The organism is Parabacteroides sp. AF48-14, assembly GCF_003477465.1.
GTDB classification, from domain to species: Bacteria; Bacteroidota; Bacteroidia; order Bacteroidales; family Tannerellaceae; genus Parabacteroides; species Parabacteroides acidifaciens.
On the sequence record NZ_QUDI01000026.1, the window covers coordinates 56,721 to 81,218 of the forward strand.

General features: G+C 43.7%; 19 protein-coding genes and 3 pseudogenes. 10 read left to right on the forward strand and 12 right to left on the reverse strand.

Translation table 11 applies throughout. From position 1 onward, the window contains the following. The gene (locus tag DW083_RS13360; RefSeq protein ID WP_115501078.1) at positions 1-591 is read right to left on the reverse strand and encodes a hypothetical protein; all 591 of its coding nucleotides are present in this window, start codon (positions 589-591) and stop codon (positions 1-3) included. Positions 592-761: 170 nt separating this feature from the next. Between DW083_RS13360 and DW083_RS13365 the strand changes: the two genes are divergently transcribed. After that, a complete protein-coding gene (locus DW083_RS13365) occupies positions 762-1,259 on the forward strand; it encodes a GNAT family N-acetyltransferase (RefSeq protein WP_122332702.1) in 498 nt (165 codons plus the stop codon). A 544-nt stretch (positions 1,260-1,803) separates the two neighbouring features. Here DW083_RS13365 and DW083_RS13370 read toward each other — a convergent pair. The 3 genes and pseudogenes from DW083_RS13370 to DW083_RS13380 all read right to left on the reverse strand — a co-directional run bounded on the left by DW083_RS13370 (position 1,804) and on the right by DW083_RS13380 (position 5,632). Beyond that, positions 1,804-2,709, reverse strand: a complete 906-nt coding sequence (locus DW083_RS13370; RefSeq protein ID WP_122332703.1) for a Ppx/GppA family phosphatase — start codon at positions 2,707-2,709, stop codon at positions 1,804-1,806. A 10-nt stretch (positions 2,710-2,719) separates the two neighbouring features. Next, a pseudogene (locus DW083_RS13375) lies at positions 2,720-4,809 on the reverse strand (RNA degradosome polyphosphate kinase). Between the two features lie 115 nt (positions 4,810-4,924). Next, positions 4,925-5,632, reverse strand: coding sequence for a pirin family protein (locus tag DW083_RS13380; RefSeq protein WP_115501264.1), 708 nt, complete (start codon positions 5,630-5,632; stop codon positions 4,925-4,927). Positions 5,633-5,851: 219 nt separating this feature from the next. Between DW083_RS13380 and DW083_RS13385 the strand changes: the two genes are divergently transcribed. Both DW083_RS13385 and DW083_RS13390 read left to right on the forward strand, forming a co-directional pair. Then, positions 5,852-7,345: an IMP dehydrogenase gene (locus tag DW083_RS13385; protein ID WP_115501265.1), complete on the forward strand. Its 1,494-nt coding sequence runs from the start codon at positions 5,852-5,854 to the stop codon at positions 7,343-7,345. A 283-nt stretch (positions 7,346-7,628) separates the two neighbouring features. Beyond that, on the forward strand, positions 7,629-7,982 hold the full coding sequence (locus tag DW083_RS13390; RefSeq protein ID WP_115501268.1) for a co-chaperone YbbN: 354 nt from the start codon (positions 7,629-7,631) through the stop codon (positions 7,980-7,982). A 47-nt stretch (positions 7,983-8,029) separates the two neighbouring features. On the opposite strand, the pseudogene DW083_RS13395 reads toward DW083_RS13390, so the two are convergent. Together DW083_RS13395 and DW083_RS13400 are read right to left on the reverse strand one after the other, a co-directional pair. Then, positions 8,030-11,517, reverse strand: a pseudogene (locus DW083_RS13395) (AAA domain-containing protein). Between the two features lie 21 nt (positions 11,518-11,538). After that, entirely contained in the window at positions 11,539-12,207 is a 669-nt protein-coding gene (locus DW083_RS13400; protein WP_122332709.1) for a DUF5715 family protein, read from the reverse strand. Positions 12,208-12,314: 107 nt separating this feature from the next. Here DW083_RS13400 and DW083_RS13405 point away from each other — a divergent pair, with 107 nt between their 5' ends. The 6 genes from DW083_RS13405 to DW083_RS13430 all read left to right on the forward strand — a co-directional run bounded on the left by DW083_RS13405 (position 12,315) and on the right by DW083_RS13430 (position 16,464). Continuing rightward, positions 12,315-12,560, forward strand: a complete 246-nt coding sequence (locus tag DW083_RS13405) for a hypothetical protein (RefSeq protein ID WP_122332710.1) — start codon at positions 12,315-12,317, stop codon at positions 12,558-12,560. Then, positions 12,551-12,865: a type II toxin-antitoxin system RelE/ParE family toxin gene (locus DW083_RS13410; protein WP_115501271.1), complete on the forward strand. Its 315-nt coding sequence runs from the start codon at positions 12,551-12,553 to the stop codon at positions 12,863-12,865. Before DW083_RS13405 ends, DW083_RS13410 begins: the two co-directional genes overlap by 10 nt. A gap of 123 nt (positions 12,866-12,988) precedes the next feature. Further along, complete coding sequence (locus DW083_RS13415) at positions 12,989-13,969, forward strand: PhoH family protein (protein WP_115501272.1); 981 nt, start codon at positions 12,989-12,991, stop codon at positions 13,967-13,969. Positions 13,970-13,992: 23 nt separating this feature from the next. Next, entirely contained in the window at positions 13,993-14,940 is a 948-nt protein-coding gene (locus DW083_RS13420) for a phosphoribosylaminoimidazolesuccinocarboxamide synthase (protein ID WP_122332711.1), read from the forward strand. A 13-nt stretch (positions 14,941-14,953) separates the two neighbouring features. Further along, positions 14,954-15,694 (forward strand): bifunctional demethylmenaquinone methyltransferase/2-methoxy-6-polyprenyl-1,4-benzoquinol methylase UbiE, encoded by a 741-nt coding sequence (gene ubiE, locus DW083_RS13425; RefSeq protein WP_122332704.1) that lies wholly within the window; start codon positions 14,954-14,956, stop codon positions 15,692-15,694. A gap of 26 nt (positions 15,695-15,720) precedes the next feature. Continuing rightward, entirely contained in the window at positions 15,721-16,464 is a 744-nt protein-coding gene (locus DW083_RS13430; RefSeq protein WP_115501274.1) for a shikimate dehydrogenase, read from the forward strand. A gap of 94 nt (positions 16,465-16,558) precedes the next feature. On the opposite strand, the gene DW083_RS13435 is transcribed toward DW083_RS13430, so the two are convergent. The 6 genes and pseudogenes from DW083_RS13435 to DW083_RS22915 all read right to left on the reverse strand — a co-directional run. Beyond that, positions 16,559-16,993 carry a hypothetical protein gene (locus DW083_RS13435; RefSeq protein ID WP_122332705.1) on the reverse strand — a complete coding sequence of 145 codons (435 nt, stop codon included), beginning with the start codon at positions 16,991-16,993 and terminating at the stop codon, positions 16,559-16,561. 35 nt (positions 16,994-17,028) lie between these two features. Further along, complete coding sequence (locus DW083_RS13440; protein WP_122332706.1) at positions 17,029-18,294, reverse strand: restriction endonuclease subunit S; 1,266 nt, start codon at positions 18,292-18,294, stop codon at positions 17,029-17,031. Between the two features lie 75 nt (positions 18,295-18,369). After that, positions 18,370-18,705, reverse strand: a complete 336-nt coding sequence (locus tag DW083_RS13445) for a hypothetical protein (protein ID WP_233552204.1) — start codon at positions 18,703-18,705, stop codon at positions 18,370-18,372. Between the two features lie 4 nt (positions 18,706-18,709). Then, on the reverse strand, positions 18,710-20,341 hold the full coding sequence (locus DW083_RS13450) for a class I SAM-dependent DNA methyltransferase (protein WP_199659178.1): 1,632 nt from the start codon (positions 20,339-20,341) through the stop codon (positions 18,710-18,712). Positions 20,342-20,343: 2 nt separating this feature from the next. Beyond that, entirely contained in the window at positions 20,344-22,785 is a 2,442-nt protein-coding gene (locus tag DW083_RS13455) for a DEAD/DEAH box helicase family protein (protein ID WP_233552206.1), read from the reverse strand. Between the two features lie 201 nt (positions 22,786-22,986). Beyond that, positions 22,987-23,508 (reverse strand): annotated as a pseudogene (locus tag DW083_RS22915) (type I restriction endonuclease); the annotation flags it as partial. 587 nt (positions 23,509-24,095) lie between these two features. On the opposite strand from DW083_RS22915, the gene DW083_RS13460 reads away from it, so the two are divergent. Then, positions 24,096-24,476, forward strand: coding sequence for a hypothetical protein (locus tag DW083_RS13460; protein WP_122332712.1), 381 nt, complete (start codon positions 24,096-24,098; stop codon positions 24,474-24,476). The last annotated feature ends 22 nt before the right edge of the window (positions 24,477-24,498 follow it).

The window sequence follows — 24,498 nt, forward strand, 5'->3', positions numbered from 1 at the left end:
TCAGAACAGCATTTCTACCAACCCAGGACGAAGGAATTCTTTGAAGAAGGCGACAAACTCGTCTTCCCCGAAACTTACTTTATAGGAGCCGTCAGCCGGAACAATCGTGAAAGAGGCGTCATGCCCGCTTACTTTCTCGATCTTCACGCCGCCGTCCAACAGGCTCTTGGCGTTGGCGGTAAAATATTTGGTGAGCGCATCGGCTTCGGCAGTCTGGATCGTGATCGCTTCCTTCTTTGCCCATTCCTTTGCCATTTCCAGAATCACTTTCTGCATGAACGCAGTGTCAGAAACGATCGCTTTCACATTGGAAGAGGTTATCTTTCCGGTAATGAGGTTTACCACTTCGCTTTTCAGCGCTTCTACAGATTGGGTAGCAAACAATTTCAACTCGGCCTCCGTATTCTTTTTCAGTTCAGCCGCCTGCTTTTCGGCAGCTGCCACAATACGTTTTGCTTCTGCTTCCGCATCGCTCAATATCGTTTGTTTCTGAGCATTTGCATCGGCAATGATTCGCCCTGCTTCTTCGTTACCTTTCTCTACTCCTTCTTTGTAGATTTTGTCGGTCAGTTCCTGAATCTTTGTATCCATTTCTATATGTTTTTTATTAAATTGTTCCCCATGTATAGGTATTAAACGCCTACAAAGTTATTCTTTTTTATGAATTAACATTGTCATATACATAAAATCAATCCAAAAATTTAATTGTTGCGAATATATCCTCATTTTTTGTACTTTTGTTCATCTAAAAGTAGGAAATAATGTTCTCAATTACGAAAGCAACTGTTAATGATTGCCAATTAATTCAAGATCTGGCATCTAAAATCTGGGAGCCGACCTATGGTTCCATCTTGTCCCGCGAACAGCTGGACTATATGTTCGACATGATGTACAGTCATGAAAATCTTCTCAAACAGATGAACGAGCTTCACCATCAGTTCTTCATCGTCTATGCCGACGGCGTCCCTGCGGGCTACCTGTCCATCGAAACAGTTGAGAAGGATTTGTATGAATTTCAGAAAATATACTCGCTGCCCTCCTTGCACGGCACAGGCATCGGCCGTTACATCATCGAGCAGGGCATCGCTTACCTGAAAACGATCCATCCCGGTCCTTTCACCGTCGAGCTGAATGTAAACCGCCACAACCCGGCTGTCGGCTTCTACAAACACATGGGCTTCCACGAACATGCGACACGCGATTTCCATATCGGAAACGGCTACTATATGAATGACTATATCATGAGGCTTATTGTATAAAACGCATTTTTCAGGCCCGAAAGACATCCGAAACAAAACAAATGTTAATGGCTTTTTTTGACCTCAAAAAGGGACTTTTTCCGCTTTTTTGAGCGTTCCCAGCCATTACGACCGTCCTCTTTGCCATTACGACCGTGCTAATGTATAGTGCACTCGGCACCTCGCGAAGATTAGCACGGTCGTAATGGCGATTTGGACGGTCGTAATTGGAAAGAAGACCGTTGTAAGGGCAAAAAAGCACCTGAATTTCCTTGAAGTATTTGGAACGCCGTCCGTTTTATTTTCAAATATTCGATTCTCCGGGAGTTAAGCTTTATCACTTTGACGGCATTTATGCCTTCCGACTGTCAAATTGTACACTTTCCAGAATGGGCTGCGCACCTCATCTCCTCTGTTGTCAGTCGAGCAGATTAAAACCATGAAAAAAGTCAATCCAAAATGGATCAACTTTTCGGATGAAATAGAAAAATAGCAAAAACAGGGGGTTATTGTAATTTTCAATTTGCGAGGTTGACATTTCGTCATTTTGACAATGTGACAAATCCTAATCTCTTTTTTTCTCCAAGTTACGAGTATAAAGACTATCGATAATGCCGTCTGCCAAACCGATCGTCGGGACCCAGATATTAGTCGATTTGCTACAGGTTGCCACATTCAGGAAGATTTCAGCTGCAGGAACGATTACTTCGGCACGGTCCGGTTTCAGTTTGAAAACTTTTCGCCGTTCTTCCGGCGTATATTGTTTCAGCGAGTCATAAAGAGCCCGGAGTGAGTCGACCGTAAAGACAGAAGCTTTTTTATCCTTTTCTTCTGCCAATCGGAATAATTTGTTGATATTCCCTCCCGAACCGATAATAACCAGATCCGGATACTGAACCGCAGCAGCCGATATTTCACGACGCATCGCCTCCAAATCTTCCTCGCGAACCGAACCGTTCAACATTCGGACAGTTCCTACATTATAGGATTTGGAGCATTTCAACTCACCATTGTTGATAAGAATCACTTCCGTACTACCGCCACCGACATCTACATAGATATAATTCTTATCATGGTTCAGCATGTTTTCAATATGGTTATCATACACGATACGCGCTTCTTCCTGCCCGTCGATCACCTCTATTTGTATTCCCGTTTTCTCATAGATAGTACGGGTTATCTCCTCGCTGTTGCATGCGTCCCGCATGGCAGAGGTAGCGCAAGCACGATAGTCTACGACATCAAAGACTTTCATCAACTGACGGAAGGCCTTAATCACGCGAAGCAGCTTCTTTTCCTTTCCCGGCGAGATTTCCCCGGTCGTAAACGCATCCTGTCCCAGACGCAAGGGGATACGGAGCAACAATTCCTTCGTAAACAAATCATCGGAAGCCTCTTCATTCACTCTTTTAATCAACAGCCTGACCGCATTCGAACCAATATCGATTGCAGCATAATTCACTTTACTCATTTCTATTTACTTACAATATTTCTTTAAATGTATCTTTGTTTATTTCGTCCTTATACCATTCATATAAGGCGGTCTGCGAACGGAACGGAACATTGTCGGCAGTCCTCCACAGGAAATTACGTCCAGAACCATCGACAACATGTCCTTGAAGGGTGTCCCGCAGACCGAATTCGATCACCCGCTTCAGGTCTTCCTGTATTTTCGGGTCATAGACAGGAGAATAAACTTCGATGCGGTTATCGAAATTACGTGTCATCCAGTCTGCCGAACCCAGAAAATAGCGTTCGTTGCCGCCATTACAAAAGACAATGATCCGGGAATGTTCCAGATAACGGTCGATGATCCCGTTTATGCGGATATTGTCGCTCACTTTAGGAATGCCGGTCACGAGCGAGCAGTTTCCACGAACCAGCAAGTCGATCCGCACTCCGGCTGCAGAAGCTTCATACAATTTCTTTACCAGAAGGCGATCTGTTATATGATTCACTTTCGCCATGACATACGCTTCTTTCCCTGCTTTTGCGTGCTGCATCTCCGTATTCAGCATAGATATCAGCTTCTTCCGCATATCGTTCGGTGAAACCAGCAGATGGCGGAAAGGTATAGGAGAATAAGGTTTTTCAATAAAATTGAACACAGCATCCACTTCGCGGACAATTGCCTTATGGGCCGTCATCAAAGTAAAGTCCGTATAAGCGCGGGCGTTCCCTTCATGGAAATTCCCCGTACTGATACAAGCTATATCTCCTTTCCGGGAACTTATATGCGTAATCTTAGAATGGACTTTCAAGCCTTCCACTCCAAAGATGACACGGATTCCGGCATCCTGCATCTTCTTCGACCAACTGATATTGGAAGCCTCATCGAAACGGGCCAGTAACTCGATGACAACCGTTACGTTCTTTCCGTTCTTCGCTGCACAAATCAGGGCTTTCACCACACGCGAATCTTTGGCAAGGCGATACAGCGAGGTCTTGATGCTCTTCACATCTTTGCTGATGGCGGCTTCGCGTAATACGCGCAGGTAAGTGCTGAAACTATGATACGGATAATGCAGATAACAATCCTGCTGGCGGATCCATTCAAGGATACTTCCTTCTTCCAACTCCGGCTTGAACAAAGGCGGCTGCAGAGGGTATTTCAAATCTTTACGCCCGCAATCCGGAAAACGCATCAGGTCTTTCAGGTTATGATAACGGCCACCGGCAACCCGTGTATCGGTCTTATCTATATTCAGTTTGCCGACAATCAGTTTCAACAAATCTTTCGGCATATTGGCATCGTAAACCAGACGGATCGGAACACCACGCTTACGGCTCTTTACACCTTTCGAGACCTTTTCCAAGACACCACTGCGGATTTCCGTGTCCATCTCCATCTCGGCATCTTTTGTGAACTTAAAGGTGTAAGCCTCGTAAAGGTCATATTTCATGCCGACAAAGATCAACGGCAGACAAAACCGGATCACGTCATCGAAAAACATCAGACAAACTTTCCCGTTATCATCCGGCAGACAGATAAAACGTCCGAACTCATTTACCGGCATTTCGATCAGGCATATTCCCGTTTACGGGTCTTGTAGCCGGCAACCGTGCGGGTCAAACGAATCGCCAGGTAAATATCAGCATCTGCCAGTTCATTCAACTGCTTGACTTGCGGGAGAAACAAAGGCAATGTCGAACCGTTCAGATTATTCTTATAGAAGCGGCGGATATAATCCTGTTGTTCTCCGTTCAGCTGCGTTTCATTTACAATGTATATATTTTCGGCTTCCAGGTCTTTGACAATCCCGGCAAACGTTCCCTCAAACTGTCGGGTATATGCATTATTTAGCTTATTGATCTCTTTGAGAATATGTTCCGCTTCCTCCTTTTCTTTCCGTATGTCCTTATCGTCGCATTCGATAATACGGCTCAAAGTTGCAACCCGGACCCGGAAAAACTCATCCAAATTATTGGAATAAATGCCGAGGAAAGAAAGCCGTTCCATTAACGGAACTGTTTTTTTAGCTGCTTCGAGAAGAATACGCTGATTAAAATACATCCAACTGATATCACGTGCCACATAACGTGTCGCAGGAACATTGCCTTTCACCTTCATACTTTAATTCATAAATTATAAGCACAAAAGTAGGTCGGGAACAACAACAGGAATATTACATTACTGTAACATTCCTGTTAAATCAATTAATCCCTATAAAATGAATGTATAACCATTATTCCATCGGCACTTCCATTAAAAGGACCGTTGCATGTTTCAATACCTCTATCACAATACTGTCGGTTTCCCAGAAGCCGGCGCCGTCACGCTTGGAAAGGACTGTGTTGGCAACTTCCACTTCACCTTCGATTACAAACAGATAGACTCCGTTTTTCTTATTGTGCAGTTTGTATTCCTTCACTATTCCGGCATCCAATGTTCCCATCGAGAACCAGGCATCCTGGTTAATGGAAGCCGGAGCAGAACCGTCCGGGGCAATCATCAAACCCAACTCGTTCTTTTTCAGGACAGAGCGGACATCATAACTTTTATAATGGGGTTTCGTATTTTCTTCACGCGGGAACACCCATATCTGAAGAAACTCCAGTTGTTCTTCTCCACTGTCGTTAAACTCGCTGTGGAGAATCCCCGTACCGGCACTCATGACCTGTATATCGCCCGGAGTAATCACTTCGCTGTTCTGAATACTGTCGCCATGACGCAGATAGCCTTTCAGCGGGATGGAGATTACTTCCATATTCTTATGCGGATGTGTATCGAATCCTTCTCCCGGAGCAACCGAATCGTCATTTAAAACACGAAGCATACCAAAATGAACCCTTTTCGGATTATAGTAATTGGCAAAACTGAAAGTATGATGAGTCTTTAACCAGCCATGATTTGCGTATCCGCGAGTATTGGCTTTATCCACTATTGTTTTCATAAAAAATCCTCCTATATTAATTACGTTTATATAACAATCCTGTCTGCCGAAAAGTTTCTAAAACAGACAGCTCCCGATAGACGGAATTTCTTAGCTTACCGCACACAAAGCACGGAAAATAGGAAAAAACAGAATTTTCTTTTATTCAGACAATACAGGATACAGGAGAATTGAGTACTTTTGTACCCTAATAAAATTCATCCAGTAAATATAAACACTATGGCAGTTTACTTAAACGATGTATCGAGAACCTTTGGTGAATACTTACTTATTCCCGGTTTAACCACCAAACAATGCGTGCCGACCAATGTTTCACTGAAAACCCCGCTTGTGAAACATAAAGTAGGTGAAAAGCCAGCGATCGAATTAAACATTCCTTTCGTTTCAGCGATCATGCAATCTGTTTCCGGTCCCAAGCTGGCCATCGAGCTGGCTCGTAACGGAGGGTTATCTTTTATCTTCGGTTCGCAGCCTATCGCCAGTCAGGCAGATATGGTTCGGAAAGTTAAGAAGTTCAAGGCAGGATTCGTCATCAGCGATTCCAATCTGACTCCGGAAAACACGTTGGCAGATGTTATTGCTCTGGTACAACGTACCGAACATTCAACTATCGGTGTGACGGACGACGGTACTCCTAACGGTAAATTGCTGGGATTGGTGACCAGTCGTGACTATCGCGCAGAAAAAGATCCTCTTGACAGAAAGGTAAAAGATTTTATGACTCCGTTTTCCAAGCTGATCGTCGGTGATCTGGGTATCACGTTAAGTGAAGCCAATCAGATTATCTGGGATCACAAACTGAATACGTTACCAATCATCGACAAGGACCAGAAACTACAATATTTCGTTTTCCGCAAGGACTATGACAACCATCGTGACAATCCGAAAGAATTGTCCGGCAGTGATAAAAAATTATTGGTTGGTGCCGGTATCAATTCACGCGATTATATGGAACGTGTTCCTGCTCTGGTTGAAGCGGGTGTCGATGTACTTTGTATCGACTCTTCCGACGGTTATTCCGAATGGCAACAGGAGACATTGCAATGGATCAAGAAAACATATGGCGACAAGGTTCTGGTCGGAGCCGGAAATGTTGTCGACAAGGAAGGTTTCGACTATCTGGTGGAAGCCGGTGCCGATTTCATCAAAGTAGGTATTGGCGGCGGTTCAATCTGCATCACCCGTGAACAGAAAGGTATCGGACGCGGACAGGCTACCGCTCTGATCGACGTTGCACAGGCTCGCGACGAATATATGGAGAAAACAGGTATTTATGTGCCCATCTGTAGTGACGGTGGTTTGGTGCATGATTATCACATGGTACTTGCCTTGGCAATGGGAGCGGATTTCCTGATGATGGGACGCTATTTTGCCCGTTTCGACGAATCGCCGACGAAGAAGATGAAAATCGGAAACAACTTCGTAAAAGAATACTGGGGCGAAGGCTCCAACCGCGCCAAGAACTGGCAGCGTTACGACATGGGTGGCAGCGAAGCCCTGAAATTTGAAGAAGGCGTAGACAGCTATGTTCCGTATGCCGGTAAAATGAAGGACAACCTCAACCTCACATTAGGCAAAATGATTGCAACGATGTGTAGTTGCGGTGCGATCACGGTTCCCGAATTGCAGAAGAACGCCAAGATCACATTGGTTTCATCAACCAGTATTGTGGAAGGTGGTGCGCATGATGTGATATTGAAGGAGCAGAACTAAAAACATTTATAGCTAATCAAAAAAAAGAGCATCCGGAGAGTTCCGGATGCTCTTTTTTGATTAGCTATAAAAGCGTTTAAACAAAGCTTCCAAAACCGCAAAATCTTGAACGTATTTTTCTGATGGCATGAGTCAGTCTCCTTCTTTATGAATAACAAAAATACAGATATTTTTTGGTAAAAGCCGGCAGAAAGGCAATATTGATAACTCTATAAGTAATATTGCCATTTACAATGCAGCTGCATTATATGTATCTTTGTATCATCAATAAAAAGAAAGCAATATGACACCCATTGAATTGACAAAAGCGGAATTTATACAACGAGTAGGAAACTTTGAAGAGAATCCGAAGGATTGGAAATATGTAGGAGACAAACCTTGCATCGTGGATTTTCATGCACCCTGGTGCGGTTATTGTAAACGCCTGGCACCTATCCTGGATGAGTTTGCAGAAGAATATGACGGCAAACTTTATATCTACAAAGTAAACGTAGACGAAGAAGAAGAACTGGAAACAGCTTTCAAAATCCGGACAATTCCGACTTTGCTCCTTTGCCGTATGGATGGTAACAAGGAAACGATGCTTGGGACGATGGGTAAACCGGAACTTCGTAAGGTGATCGAAGGTCTCTTATAAACTTTAGAGAGTTGAAGTTAGAAGGGAAGAATCAGGGAAGCAGACCGCTACATCTGATTCTTTCCTTCTACTTTTATACGGATCGAATTGGGAGTCCGCTGCAAACAAGCACAAAAGATTTCTATATCATTTGTCTTTTGCATCAGTTCCTGTAATATCCGGCATTCTTCTTCCGACCACGGTTCATAGTGGCGGGGATATCGCTCGCGGGTTTTCCGGATTGACTCGGAAACATTCTTTTTCTGAATTTCCAACTGCTGGATTCGTCGCTTAAAATCTGCTAAATCTTCATCGGTGCAAGCGTCTATCGGATCTGCATCAAAGAAACCCGGACAGGTCTTATTTTCAAATTGAACCTGTTTCGGAGCAAAGACAGGAAGAGGCTCAAAAAAAACTGCTTCCGGCTCTATCCGGTCTAATTCCTTCACCAGATTTGAGATATGTTTCGTTGCTTCGGGATGAAGAAGTTTAATTGAACATTCATGCCGGGAATAGACCTCATCCCTACTCGCAGAAAGCCAGTTAAACGAGCCTTCCACCAGTATGTCGTCATCGATTGCAAGCGATTTATTATGAATACCTTTCAATAGAACCAGTTTGACGCCGTTCTCTATTAAAGCCTGTCGTCCGGCATTTGCCTCTTCCTTCAACAGCCCGGTCCGTCCATTATAATCCAAACGGGAATCGGAATAGACCACGACTTCTACTCCACGACGCACGGTTTCCCGGATTCTGGGAATAAGGTCATCATGCTCGATTACCCGGATCGAGATAAAAGGAGAAACGATCAGCAATCTTTTTGTCGCCTCTTTTAATGCCTGCTGCAATAAACCGATGTGCGCCTCCAATGTCGATAAACGTTCGGCTGGCTGATAACGGCAAAGCGGTTCTTTCTGCTGATAAATGAAATTACCGGATATCTCGTTCGCTGGATCATCAAACAACCATTTCGCCAAATTCCCTACCGGTGTATTCCGTTCGGAATGGAAAATATTCATATTCCCAAACACTAAAAAATGGTACTGTGCCCGCGAAACAGCAACATTAAGCATATTGTACTTTCCTCCCTGCTCCATAAAATAAGAAGCATCGCCGGGAGAATTAACCGACGAAAAGATTACGACCGGACACTGTGCTCCCTGCAAAGAATGGACGGTACCGATCGTCATGCCGGTAAATGCCTCCGCTTCCGGAGATGCTTTCGCCAAGTTGCATATGGTTTCTTCCTGTGCTTTAAAGGGAGTGACAACCGCCACTATTTTATTGATCGGATCTTTGTAAACCCTTTCCAGATTATCCTTTTCTTTTTCCAGCCAGGATACGATTGCGGCCGCTTCCGCTTTATTCAATACACTGCCTGTTCCACCTTTTTCGCTTACTCCGTTAACATGGACATAGCCTTTAGAAGGCAAAGCTTTATATTTCACCTTGTTTCCCTTCTTCGGCAACAAACGGCCATGATAGATATAGTCATTACAATAAGCAATAATCGAATCTACACAACGCCGGTGTTCTGTCAGGAAAGCACCTCTTTCCCCGGCAACTTCAAAGCTACAACTCTTCCTTGCCATCTTCATGATACTTCCGGATGAAGACAGGAAACCGTTCTCTCTCAAAAACGCATACATTTTATCCGACTCGGAAGAGATCAGGCCGAAACGCTTCAGATTGATACAGGAATATTCTTCCGAGATAGACCATATCGGTTCGATCTGCTCCACATCTCCAACCAGAATCGCTTGTTTGGCCAAGCTGAAGGAAGGGATTGCCAATTCGGGAGAGACCTGTCCCGACTCATCTACGATCAACAAATCAATCGAATCATAAAGTGGTGCATCCCACTCCCCGCTATCGACACAAACCATATATTTCGGCAAAGAATGGAAAGTCGAAATAAAGACCGGCATCACACAAGCTAACCTCTTTAAACGCTCGGTATAATCTTCACGGCCCCGGGTTTCCTCTTCCTTGTCACATTCTGCCAGCCGGCGGATAAACTCGGCTTCCCGGTCATGGATGGCATACCAAAACAAAAGATAACGGTAACTGATATCCAGTCGTACCGCCATATCTTCCGTATAAGGAAGGGTGCTATATTCCGGGTTGGCGGTCAACTTGTCATAGCGATCTTTAAAGTCTTTCGTCTGTTCCCAACCCTTTATCACTTTTTCATAACTTGGCAGCTTTTGCAGTTTACGGATCAGCTTGCCCACAAACCCTTTATCCTCCATCTCATATCCATACTGTTTGAGACTGGCGACATTCAAACAGACTTCAATTTCTTTCCGTATCTCTTTCATTCGCCTACGCAGAAAACGCTGGCATGCAATTTCATTATGGCAGGACGTCTTAAAGAACCGGTTGAAATGTTCCAGATAAAACCGGCGATATTCTTCTAATCGGGCAGGATCGTCATATTCATTCGGAAAACCGTCACCTTTCGTATTGAACATCATTTTATACAGGTCTTTCTGTTCGTCTTTTCCGGACAGATATAATCCCAACGTATCCAATCCAGGCAACCAACGGAGGGATAACGGATCTACAGGCTTATCTTCAGTAGGCTGCTCAATCTTAAAATCTTTCAGGATATTGGTAATCGCCTGATTATTGGCGGAACTGGCAACGATGATATCCGGATCATCAGGATGGTTGAGTACGGTATGGACGATCCGATTCGCAATCACAGTCTGTAGAAAAGTCGTTTTACCGGTTCCCGGAGGTCCGTTGACGGCAAATATATCAGAGCTATCCGGTTCCGTGTACATGGCAAGCGTCTCGCGTTGGGAGACGGACAGAGGGAACTCACCACTCATTTGTGCCCAATGCTCCTTATTGCAATAAACATGCTGTTTGTTGGGTACAGGCAACAGCGTTCCTGCTTTTTACGGATCAGGAGTTCCAGCAAAGGATGGGAGGCTTTACTCTCCAGCAACTTGTCATATAGATTAATAATCTTTTGCGCCATTCCCCGCCCGGGTGCTTTTACAACGACAATTTCAGGTTTATCGGCATAATTCATTTCCCGGAAAGTCAAACCGGTTGCATTCCAGAATAGGGTTTCACAAGCCGCCCAATACTTTTTCCAATCCGTCTCTTCAGTATCAAACTCGCTTAACAGTCGGTCCACATTCGAAAGGGATGCAATGGTTCGGTCATTGCGTGCATTCGGTTCCAGAAACATACGGACAAAAACCGGAACCCGCTCGGCTTTGTTATCACACACCTGAAACGTTCCGTCCGGCAATAACGTAGCCGTAATCAAAAAAGGATAATCCGGTGTATTCTGTTTGGAAGTCCACCCGTTTTCATACTCCGGCAGAAGGACGCAGGGAGCAATCTGCACCTTCCGTTTTTCATCTTTCTCTTTTTGTTTCTCCTTTGAAAAAAGCAGGGGAATATCTTTGCGAAGAATAAACTCCGGGATCTTGTCGCCGATCCGCAATGTGATCCGCGCCTCTTTCTTCAGCGATCTGTTTTTGCGCTCCGCATCCAACAGGCAGTTTTTCCAATATTTCAGTAGTTTTTTGTCCATTCGATCCGTTAGCTGTTGTTTTTATTTTTTCTCCCGGGCTGTGATATGGAAGCACCCTTGCTTGCGTTCGTGCTTGACATAGCAACGTTCTTCCCGCTTCAAGTCGCGCAAAACCATTGCTAACACCATTTTCAGCCGGTCATTATCGATGTTCAAAGTATCGCTTTCATCCACTTTCGTGTAACGTACCCACGACACGTCGAAGGTTGTTCCATAACGATGGGCAGAGTTCTGGGATGAGTTGGTATTTCTTTTCTTCAGGTTCTTAACATCATCGATCGTACGGGTGACGCTGGTCACTTTTACCTTGTAGATAGAAGCATTCAGATTACGGAGGGAATCTTGAAAATTACGCCCGATATCTTCCAACAATTTAGCAGCGGAAGGTATCAGATACGGAATAGAATGCTTCAGTTCCTCCACCTCGTAGTATTCATTGGTGCTGATTTCCTTCATCTCCTTTTTCACTTTTTCCGCTTCCTCACGATTCGATGCCGGTTTGATGCCAATACGTTCGGCTTCCGCCAAGTGCACATCGTTCAAATCCTTGAAATCTCGGTTGTAGCTTCCATTATACCAAATACGTTTCAACTCACCGCGCTGTTCCTTTTTACCACAGGACGAGCAGATCGCTGCCGCCGCAAAGGCAGCCATCATAAACCAAATACTAAGTGTTGTTTTCTTCATCATCATTCTTTTAGGGTGAACAAAAGTACATAATCTTTCACGAATAATCTTCCGTGATGGAAAAAATACGTACATTTGTGAATCTTAATATGAAACTAATAGAGCATTGTATGGACACATTAGAATTAAAACTATCGCTTATCGAACAATTGAAAACGATTGACGACAAAAAGCTTTTGACACAGATCAAAAACCTGATCCACATCTCGACCGAAAGAAAGCAGGCAGAACGCTTACCGGCACAAATGACGCTGGACGAGCTGAAAGAGGTGCTGAAAAAATCGAGAGAAGAGTCGAAAAAAGGAATGGGAATGACAACAGAAGAGTTACGTAAACGACATCCACTATGCGAATAATTATAAAATGGTTGCCACAAGCCATGGCCTTACTTGACAACATTTACGACTACTACAGTGAAAAGAGCCAAACCGCAGCTATCCGTTTGTACAATAACATATTGGATTCAGCCGAACCTTTACGAACGTTCCCTAATGCAGGTCCTGTCGAACCCCTTCTGGAAGAATATAAAGACGGTTTTCGCTCCATCGTTGCAGAAAAACACTACAAGCTGATTTATACCGTCAAAGAAGAACTGGTCGAAATCCATGCCGTATGGGATTGCCGGCAGGAAGGATGGCGTCTGAAAGAAATGTTCAAATAATCTTCATCGATACGAAACAAAATATCCGGCAATTTATTCTTAGCATAAAGAATATTACTAATTTTGTCTGCCTGAATGAATGTGAAAAGAATTCACGGAAAAGGCAGAACTAAAATAGATTGAATGATTGAACGAATTTATATTCTTGAGAGCGTAGACCCGGTGATATTCTACGGCGTAAACAATGTCAATATGCAGTTAATAAAGACATTGTTTCCCAAACTGCGTATCGTGGCGAGAGGAAATGTAATGAAAGTGATCGGTGATGAAGACGAATCGGAACTCTTTCTCAAGAAAATTCGCGAAGTAGAGAAATATTGTGAAGAATTCAACTCGCTGAGCGAAGATGTCATCCTGGACATCATCAAAGGGAAAACCCCGGTGGTTACCAAACAGGAAAACCTCATTATTCACGGGATGAACGGAAAACCGATTGTTGCCCGCACGGAGAATCAGCAACGCCTTGTCAAGGCATTCGAGGAAAACGACCTCGTCTTCGCAACAGGACCAGCCGGAACAGGCAAAACGTTTGTTGCTATCGCCCTTGCCGTAAAAGCATTAAAGAATAAGGAAATCCGCAAAATCATCCTGAGCCGCCCGGCAGTCGAAGCCGGCGAAAAGTTGGGATTCCTCCCCGGCGAGATGAAAGACAAACTCGATCCGTATCTCCAACCTTTGTACGACGCCCTGCAGGATATGATTCCGGCAGCTAAGCTGAAAGAATATATGGAGAACAATGTGATCCAGATCGCCCCGCTCGCCTTTATGCGTGGACGTACGCTGAACGAAGCTGTTATCATCCTCGACGAAGCCCAGAACACGACAACGCACCAAATCAAGATGTTCCTGACGCGCCTCGGTATGAACGCCAAAATGATCATCACCGGCGACGTGACGCAGATCGACCTGCCCCCCACGGCAACCTCCGGGCTGGTGCAAGCCATGCAGATACTGAAAGGCGTCAAAGGAATCGGTAAAATCGAATTCGAAAAGAAAGACATCGTCCGCCATAAACTCGTCCAGCGCATCGTGGAAGCCTACGATAAATTCGACAGCAAACGCATAAAAAACAACAATATTAATAACAGTCAGGACGCCAAATAAGCGCCCCCATAAAAACAATGGTTATGAAGAAGGCATTGACAAAAACAGACTTCAATTTCCCCGGACAGAAGAGTGTCTATCACGGTAAAGTCCGCGACGTGTACAACATCAACGACGAAGTGTTGGTAATGGTTGCAACAGACCGTATCTCCGCATTCGACGTCGTACTGCCGGAAGGCATCCCCTACAAAGGCCAGATGCTGAACCAGATCGCAGCCAAATTCCTGGATGCGACTACAGACATTTGCCCGAACTGGAAAATGGCGACTCCGGACCCGATGGTAACCGTCGGTGTAATGTGCCAGGGATTCCCTGTTGAAATGATCGTACGCGGTTACCTTTGCGGAAGTGCATGGCGCGCTTACAAGAGCGGCGTACGCGAAATCTGCGGCATAAAACTGCCGGAAGGTATGCGTGAAAACGAACGTTTCCCCGAACCAATCGTAACCCCGACAACGAAAGCCGAGATCGGCGAACACGATGCCGACATCTCCAAAGAAGAAATCCTGGCACAAGGCCTGGCTACTCCCGAAGAATACGAACTGCTGGAGAAATATACACTCGCCCTCTTCAAACGCGGCACGGAGATCGCTGCCGAACGCGGCCTGATCCTTGTCGACACAAAGTATGAATTCGGCAAACACGACGGCAAGATCTACCTGATGGACGAAATCCACACACCGGACTCTTCCCGTTATTTCTACAGCGAAGGCTACGAAGAACGCTTTGCCAAAGGCGAACCCCAGAAACAGCTCTCCAAGGAATTCGTTCGCGAATGGTTGATGGAAAACGGCTTCCAGGGTAAGGCAGGACAGAAAGTGCCTGAAATGACTCCGGCTATCGTCGAAGGCATCAGCGAACGTTACATCGAGCTGTTCGAACACATCACCGGTGAGAAGTTCGTAAAAGGAGACACAGACAACCTGTTGTCACGCATCGAAAAGAACGTGACCGAATATCTCAACAAATAAGAAAGACACGGATATGGCAAAGTACGGTTCAGAACAGATTCTACCCTACAACAACGAGGAGCACAAGGCGACGCAGGTCAGGCGTATGTTTGACTCCATCGCCGGCACGTACGATCGGCTGAACCATACGCTTTCGCTCGGTATCGACAAAATATGGCGCAGGAAAGGGATTGCTTTTCTGCGCCCTTTCTCACCCGCTTCGATACTCGACATTGCCACCGGGACGGGCGACTTAGCCATCTCCATGTACCGCCGGCTGAAAGCGGACCGCATTGTCGGAGCCGACATCTCGGAAGGCATGATGGAAGTCGGGCGCCGCAAAGTGGCCGAAGCCGGACTGTCGGAACATATCTCGTTCGAATACCAGGACTGCACGGCGCTGACCTATCCCGACAACTCATTCGATGCCGTCACCGCCGCCTTCGGAGTCCGTAACTTCGAAGACATAGAACAGGGAATATCCGAAATGTACCGCGTACTGAAACCGGGCGGCCACCTGATGATCCTCGAACTGTCATCGCCGGAACATTTCCCGATGAAACAACTCTACACCGTTTATTCTAAATTCGTTATCCCGAACATCGGCCGGCTACTCTCAAAAGAGCACACAGCCTACAGCTATCTGCCGGCTTCCATCAAAGTCGTTCCGCAAGGGAAAGTCATGACCGACCTGCTCAGCCACGTCGGTTTCAACCAAGCGCGATCCAGGACTTTTACTTTCGGGATATGTTCGTTATATACTGCCTGCAAATAATATTTAATCATCTTAATTTACCGGTCATGCAAAAATATGGTTTAATAGGATACCCCCTCGGACATTCTTTTTCAAAGAACTACTTCAACCAGAAGTTCGAATCCGAGAAAATTGATGCAACTTATCTGAACTTCGAGATCCCGAACATCAAAGATCTGAAGACTGTATTGAAAGATAACCCCGAACTCTGCGGCCTGAACGTCACCATCCCCTACAAGGAACAAGTCATCCCCTATCTGGATGACCTGGACGAAGACGCCCGCCTGATCGGAGCCGTCAATGTGATCAAATTCACCAAAGGTCTTTTCGGCAAGCTAAAGCTGAAAGGCTACAATTCCGATATCATCGGTTTCAAACGTTCCATCGAGCCACTGTTGGACGAAAGCCACCGCAAAGCGCTGATCCTCGGAACCGGAGGCGCCTCGAAAGCCGTCTTCCAAGGGCTGAAACAGTTAGGCGTAGGCGCAACGTTAGTTTCCCGCAAGCCGAAAGAATTCTGCATCACCTACGAGGAAATCACGCCCAAGACAATGGAACAATACACTGTCATCGTCAACACGACACCGCTCGGCATGTTCCCCAACATCAACACCTGCCCGGATATCCCCTACGACCTGCTGACTCCGAAACATCTGCTGTACGACCTTCTGTACAATCCGGATGAAACCCTTTTCATGAAGAAAGGAAAAGAAAAAGGCGCCGTCGTGAAGAACGGACTCGAGATGCTGCTCTTGCAAGCATTCGCAGGCTGGGAGATCTGGCAGAAATAAAGAAAAAAGGGGGCTGTCGGAAGCCCCCTCTCGGTTATTCAAGATAATTACAGGCAGAGGAGCATTGTTTTATATTTCCATGTTTCCATAATCATTAATCATTACACCATCTTGCCATTTCCGCATATGTCAACACAATCGGATCATATTCCATCCCTTCCAATCGAGGTTTGACTTCTCCTGAAAAGACTATATAGCAAGCACTAAGAGCTCCCTCTCCCCAATCATGATGAGTGTATTCCGAAAGCACAGATTCCGGCAAGTTGACAGGATAAAAATATAATTTCGCATCAGGACTGGCTGGCTGAGGATCGCAACAAATCAGAGTTTGTATCTCGCCATTCACCTTTTGTAAAATAACATCTCCATGCATATTAGTTACGTTATAAAGCGTATTGGATTCCGTATAAACCGCATCTGCCTTTTCCAACGCTACCTCGAACGGGGCGCAAGGATTATATTCTTCCTCCTCGTCGTCTCCACAGGACGTAAACCCGCTGCAAAACGAGAGCAGCAGGCAGAGGAGCATTATTAAATTGACATTTTTTTTTTCTCATTGCAAAACTATTTTATTGTTATTTGACCGTTCATTAAGAGTGGCAAGAGTTCATCACGCTGCTTAGTTAATTCTTCTAATTGAAGATAATTTTCACTTTGCAATTCTAACAAAGGCTCACATATCTTATTAAATTGATTAAGAATAATATCATTAGGCTTTAATATAGAAATTGAATCAATTTGTTCGGCACTTATATTCGGCTGAGCGCATCCACAAGCTATTTGAAAAATCTGCTCTCTAAAGTATTCTTGTTTTAAAGAGTTGAAAAGGAAACCTAATCTTAATAAAGGAGTATTTCCTAAATCAAAACGACCAACACGTTGGTTTACCCAATAAATTCTTTGAGATATTGCAAATTTCCCAATAGTAGCCCCTGTCATTGCTATAATTAAATCATACCTTTTTGCAAGGAATAGTGCCTTATCAAACTCATCTATACATTGACTATCAGCCATATCAAGGGTGTAATTTTCTTGGATATTTCCAATTTTTATAACAGGTATACCTTTGCTCCCAAAATCGTTAGACTTAAATGCATAGCCGCTTTTACAAGGCGCATAATCGCCAATAGACATATTACCCCATCCTTTTGGAATCTCTCTTTTCAGCTTCTCATTCCAAACCATCTCACCGCCACTTGATTTATATGGTTTCCCCTCTTCATTCGGGAAATCAAACTGTACAAACCAATAATCATAGAGTTGCTTTGCCATCGCCTCTAAATTATGATTTATCTGACGATTAAGTTCAATTTTGAGGTCAATAGTCCGGAGTAATTTACCTATGCGTTTTTGTTCCTCCAATTCGGGAATCCATACAGTGCAATCTTTGATTTTATCAGGTGAAGTATGCCTAATTTTGGTTTGTTGAGCAGCGGCACTTAACTGCCGTTTAACATGATTTGAGGATACGAGGTAAAAAGCGAAATCCTTGTCTAACAAATGTTCTTTGCAAACAATTTTTGCCACATCTTGGCTTTGAATATATTTACCACTTTCGGGAATGATAGCGGTAGAGCCAAGTAATCCAATAGCCTGTTCTGTCAAAGGTGTTATAATATCTCCCTCCTTCATTAAAAACTCCAGTTTGAAGTCGCCCGTATAATAAAGATTATCTTTAGCCCTGTTCTCTTTGAAGCAATTATTTTGATAGTCGAAATTTCCGCAAGTCAAGCGCACATATTCACCTTCTGCTGCATAGAACTCGCCACTAAGACTCGCTCCTCTTGTAACATCAAGTATCTCTCCTAATTTATATTTTTTCAATTCCATTTACCGCGTTGCTTTATGAATATAATCTTGAATCAAAGATATATTGACCTCTATCTCTTTACACTTAGCCAACAACTAATTAAGATGTGCTTTTTGATCCGCTTTTTCTTGTGCGGCTATGATATGGTCAATTCTTGCTCCTCCTACAAAAGGATATACAGTCTCAACTTTCATTTGCGCATCTTCAATCTGGCTGTCTAATTCGACAAGTTGCTGTCGGTATTTTCGCTGCGCTTCTACTATGTCCAGATTGTTAACCGCCACAAACACATCGAGCAGATGGTGGATAGCCTTAATCTGCTTCTGTGCGTCTTTCGATGAATTACGAACAACTTTTAGTGCAACAATTATTGCAATCACACTAATTATAGGACTTAATAACGTAGCCCATTGGGTTAAGCAGTCAAGCATAGTACTATCGGTTAAATTTCAATGTCTTCAACTGCGCTATTATCTCCTTTTCAAGCCGATGGCTTTCAGCAAACTGCTCGGTGAGTGTCTTTTCGTAGTCTGCCATACGCTTGTTGAACTCCTCTTCGGTAATATCAACATATTCAATCTTGATGTCGAAATACTGCCCGGCTGAAAAGCTATACCCTTTTTCAGCCACTTCTTCATAGGATGGAGTAACAGAGAATTGGTCTGTTGCGTTCTCGTTTCGGAAAGTATCTACAATCTGCGCTATCTCATCGGGACGGAGATTCGTCTTTTGGTTCTTTCCTATTTTGATGGTTTCACCAAGTTTGCTTGCATCAATAAATACAGGCTTTTCTGTCTTATTCTTATCGATAAAAACCACACTAACATTTGTACCTGTATTTGCGAAGACATTACTCGGCATACTTACCACACCTTTCAGAATCTTATTATCCACAAGGTGTTTGCGAATTTTAAACGCAATACCACTCTTGGCTGTAATGAATCCGGTAGGTACAACGATAGCCCCCTTCCCCGTGTCTTTCAAGCTGTATAACAAATGTTGAAAAAAGCAGAGGTATATTTCCATACCTTTCTTGTCCTTGTTGGGTATATTGGGAATACCTGCAAAGAAACGCCCGCGGTAATGGTCGGCTTTGAGGTCGGAATGATACTCGGAGAAATCGAGTTTGAAAGGCGGATTACTGACGATATAGTCAAATTTGCGCAATTCGTGTCCCTCTTTATGATAAGGGTGTTTCAGCGTATTGCCTTGTATAACATGCGTCAGAGAATGGCTCATGCTGTTCAGTATAAGATTCAGCATCAACATAGTAGAGGATTTGTCGCTGATATCCTGCGTGAACACCGTACAGTTCTGCTCTCCAATTTGGTGGGCAAGGGCAATGACAAGCGTACCCGTCCCGGCTGACGGGTCATAGCAAGTTACACTTTTAACATCCTCGTTCTCACCGACGAGCAGTTGCGCCATAATGGAAGCGATGGCATGTGGCGTATAGTATTCGGCATAGTTGCCGCCACCATTGGAATTGTAGTCCTTAATAAGGTATTCAAAGATGGTGGAGAAGAAATCATATCCGGCAGCAAAAGCCACTTCAAAAGAAAAACTTGCCACATCTCCGATTAACGATTTGCAAAAGCCGTTTTTCTTGGCAGATCCTCCGGTCACTACCTCCGAGAGAGGTCTCATAATGGAAATACGGGTTTCATCCTCATTGAGAATATAGAAAATCTCCTCATTGGTATCGGCAATAGCCTCCAATGTCGCATCAAACAGAGTTGCAAAATTATCCTCATTCTGACGTTTGGCAAGATACGGTATCAAATGCTCTTTCTTCAATACAATAGTGTCAAGCATCATATCGCACATTTCCTCGTACTCCTCATCGGATAGTTGTTCCAATGCTTCATAAACGTCCTCTGCATCGGCAAGTTCGGGAAGTGTCCGTTTTGCCTCATAGATAAACTTATCATTGAGGAACTTATATAGGAATGTTTCTACGATAACCGTATATTCATTTCCGCTGTTGCCAAGACCGATATTGTTTGTCGTACTTTTCAGACGGTCGATAAGGTCTTTTGTCTGTTGCTTTATGATGTCAATACTCATAATCAGTATATGGTTTGATATTCTTTGAAAATAACATCGCTGACATATTTACGAGCCGGGCGTTCCGTGGAAATCTGCGCATCCTTAAAACGGCGGGTAACGTAAGTTAATATATTTTTCGTGAAGTAAGCCGGAGTTTCGACAATCGCTTCGTTGTGGAAGAATGCATCGTCTACATCTTCTTTTATAAGAAGCAAGACAGCCGTTACCTGCTCTTTCTTTTTTGTCCAAGCATAGGTACGAGGTTCGGTATGCTCCCGTTCCTCTCTGTCCGCTTGCTCGGTCAAACGTTTTTCGATACGCACGAACTTAGTGTCACCGTTATAGGCAATCGCCCGCAATGCATCACGCTCGTTCATTTGGCGAATACGTTTCAGTATGCCGTTAATGTTCTGAACGCGGTCGTGCATATTAAATTCTCCCTCCGATTCCATTTCTTTTTTCTTGAAAAGAGCAAGGAAGTCAGCGAGTATAGAACGATATTCCGGGTCATCAGGGTCAACACAAGCATTCAATTGGTTACGTGTGTACGCCACCGATTGTTTGTATTGCTCTTGAAGTTCAAGTTCTTCTTCCCCTTTCTTATAGAACGAAAAGTGTATATTCTCCAAAGCTGCATTCAGCAGTTGTTTCACGTTTTCGCGATCATTTGAGTTTTGCTCATACGAGAGGAGGTCAAGACGATTGCGTGCCGCTTTGATAAGATTTGATATTTCGGGTATATCGACAATATCTTTCGCTTCCGGGCTTTCCTGCGAGATTAGCATATTCTGCATACTGCGCAGTGTTTCTAAACTTTTGTTGATGACTCGGACAGTGGCAATGTCATCCACCAAATTGAGTTGCCGAGAAAAGATTTGAGGATTAGTCAAGTCATAGTCTGCCAAAGTTACTTTTGCATCTGCAACATTTTTCATTGCTTCCTCAATGGTAACAAATAGCTTATCCATTGAAGATGTATTTTCTTGACCAACCTCTTTTTCAAGCTCTTCTTGATAATCCTTGTTCGTCTTGCTGTATTCTTCCTCGATATTGGCAAAGTCTACTACATGCCCGAATTTCATAGCCTTGTACGGACGATTGACACGTGTAAGCGTTTGCAGTAGGTTATGTTCCTTGACCATACGGTGCAGGTACAATTTCTTCAATCGTGGAGCATCAAAGCCGGTTTGCAGCATTTGGAAAACAATGAGCAGGTCAATTTTCCCGTCTTTGAATAAATCAATCCATTTGGAACGGGTGGATTTGTCAAAACTGTCATGCAAGATAAGCGCAGCGCGATAACGCCCTTTTTGCGGTGAAGTCTTCTTGACCTCCATTTCATTTGCCGAAATACTACGGTAAATTATTTGTCCGTCTTCACCTGTATAATTGTCAAGTTCAGAATCATCTGCATAGTTTTCCAAAAATAGCCGATACATCATTATCGCCTGTTCTTTACTGTTGCATACGGCAAGTGCTCCCAATGATGGGTCAGAATACTTGCTTCGGAAATCCTGCAAATCATTGATTATATAGTCGAGTAAAGGATGTACATAGTTCTCGTGGACATAAACATCAATTTCTTTAACAGTTTGCTTTTTTACCCTTATGCTGTTAAGAGCTTCTTTCATCGTTATCTTAAAGTTCGAACCGATGTCTTCGCGTATTAGTCGAAGTGTATAACCGTCTGAAATAGACGCGTTATAATAGTATGTATGAATATAATCCCCGAAAATATCTTTGGTATTGTATCCTTCACCGATTATCGGAGTACCCGTCAATGCTATTTTTATAGCATTCTCATCGCTCGCAATCAAATTTTTCAAGAAACAGCCCTCGGGATTATAGTTTCGGTGTGCTTCATCAATAAAGTAAATGCGCTTCACCTTGACATTATACGCATTTTTGGCAAGTGCCCGACTGTCCTTGGAGAATTTGTGAATATTGACAACCGTTATTTCTAATTTACCCTCTTTGTTTTGGGTAGTCACACCATCCTTTATCAGCTTGGCAAAGTCTTCTTTACTTTGAACAGGGTTGACTTTCAGTCCCCTGCGAGTAAACTCTTTTTGAGCCTGTTCCAAAAGGTCGATACGGTCTACAATAAAGAAAAACTGCGGAACAATGCCTTGCTGAGAATAATAATCGGTCAGATATTTGACATTGAAATACGCCAACGCAGTCTTTCCGCTACCTTGCGTATGCCAAATAATACCCTTGTGCTCCCCTTTATCAAGGTGGCGTTCAATCGCTTTTGTGGCGAACACTTGCGGATAGCGCATAACATGCTTTTGTAAACCGTTTGGGTGGTCTACATAAGCAATACCATAGCGCAAGAAAAAATAGAAACGTTCAAAACTGAACAGGCTTTCACAGAGGCGCTTTGTTGGTGTTTCGGCTTTGCAATTCGTTTTGTAGTCGCTATTGTTTTTGTATTGAGGCACATTATTGTCACGCAGCAATATTTCCTCGTCTTTAGGAGTAACGGGATGGTATCTTTTCTGAATAGGGAAACTGTTTTGTCCTTCCTCGCGAAAACAATTATAGAGGGTATTCGTTTTACCGATGGTTGCATAATAAGCCCCTTGTTTCAATTGCTCGTCATATTCCATATCGTTGCTGAATACCATTATCTGCGTGATATTCAAAAAACGGCGGAAACAAGGATTGACAAACCTCGTCTTCATACGCTTGCGCTCGGCATCAACCCCCTCGTGATTGTTCTCCTTTTTTACTTCGATAAAAGCCAGAGGCAAGCCATTGATAAAGATGGTTATGTCCGGGCGAAAGTTGTCGCTTGACAAATCACCGCAAGTCATTTCGGTGGCTACTTGGAACGTGTTGTTACGAATGAAGTTCGTGGGAGAAGATAAATCGATTATTCTGTTCGTTGTGTCAAGTAATATTTCTTTATAAAACTGCCTGCCGAGATCATCATTGTTAAGCGACTTCTGAATGCGGTGAAGCATGGCGTCTGCATCATCCTGTGTAGATAGAGGATTCAAGCGCAAATAGGCTTCCGAAAACGGTTGGAGTAAAATGTTCGTGAGAGTATCGGATTCCGTTTTGGGTATTGTCACATATTTGGTGAACAATCCCCTTTGGGATATGTATTTATACCCCATCCCCATAAGATGCATAAGGGTAGGAAATTTCACTCTACTATCTTCACAAAATGCGCCCATTGCTTATTTCGTATATTAAAGCAAAACACCTTCACTATCTTTGCGAGGCTGACCAAAGCCTATCAGACAGTGAAGATGTTTTTATATCTTGGTGTTAATATTTTATTTCAGGTCATTAACGCATTGTTTAGTAAATGCAAAGTTAGCACTTTTTATTGATATCCATTGCACATTTGAGAATTAAGTTTATAAGAATCCACGGCTCTTTCATTTAAAACGTGTTTGTATTCTCTTTCTGTCTCTTATTTTATAGCGAGCATTTGCAGAATATCCCATCTGAACCAATATAGATGTTGGTGTTCGAAAATATAGTAAACAATCAGCCGTTTTATCCATGAAAACAGCTAAATTTGCACACAGCGATGCCGAAGCACCGCCTTCGGTGTTTCTTTATCATAAAATTAAATTTTGAAGAGGCGGAGTGGCCGAGAAGGCTCTTCCGCCTCGATTTTCGCTATGCGAAAATAAGTATTAATTCGCTGATTTCCAATTTTTTCGGCTTAATACACACTAAAAAGAAACGGCTCACCCGATATTTCTTGGGGGTAGCTCTTTTACATTTTCCTTACAATGCTTACATTTGTCTCATGACAGATCCGACATTATTATCATTAGCGCAAATAGTTCTCCCCTGCGAAGTACTCGAGTCATTCGATATAGTCAAGGTAGAAAGCAATGAGACCGAGATTCACATCCATCTCGATGAGAAGTTGTATGAGACCTTACGTAAAGATGTTCACTTCGAATCCAAAGGTTTTATCCCGGCAGTATCCATCACTGATTTCCCAATCCGTGACCACAAGGTAATCCTTCTGTTTCGGCGTCGTAAGTGGATTGACACTCGCACCGGCAAGAGTTTCATTCTGTCCCTAAAAATAGCCGCCGAAGGTACCCGCTACTCGCAGGAGTTTGCGTCTTTTTTAAAAGAGACATATGGACACATCCCCGGTGACCTGCCGTACACTTGATGATTTTTATCACATTGACGCA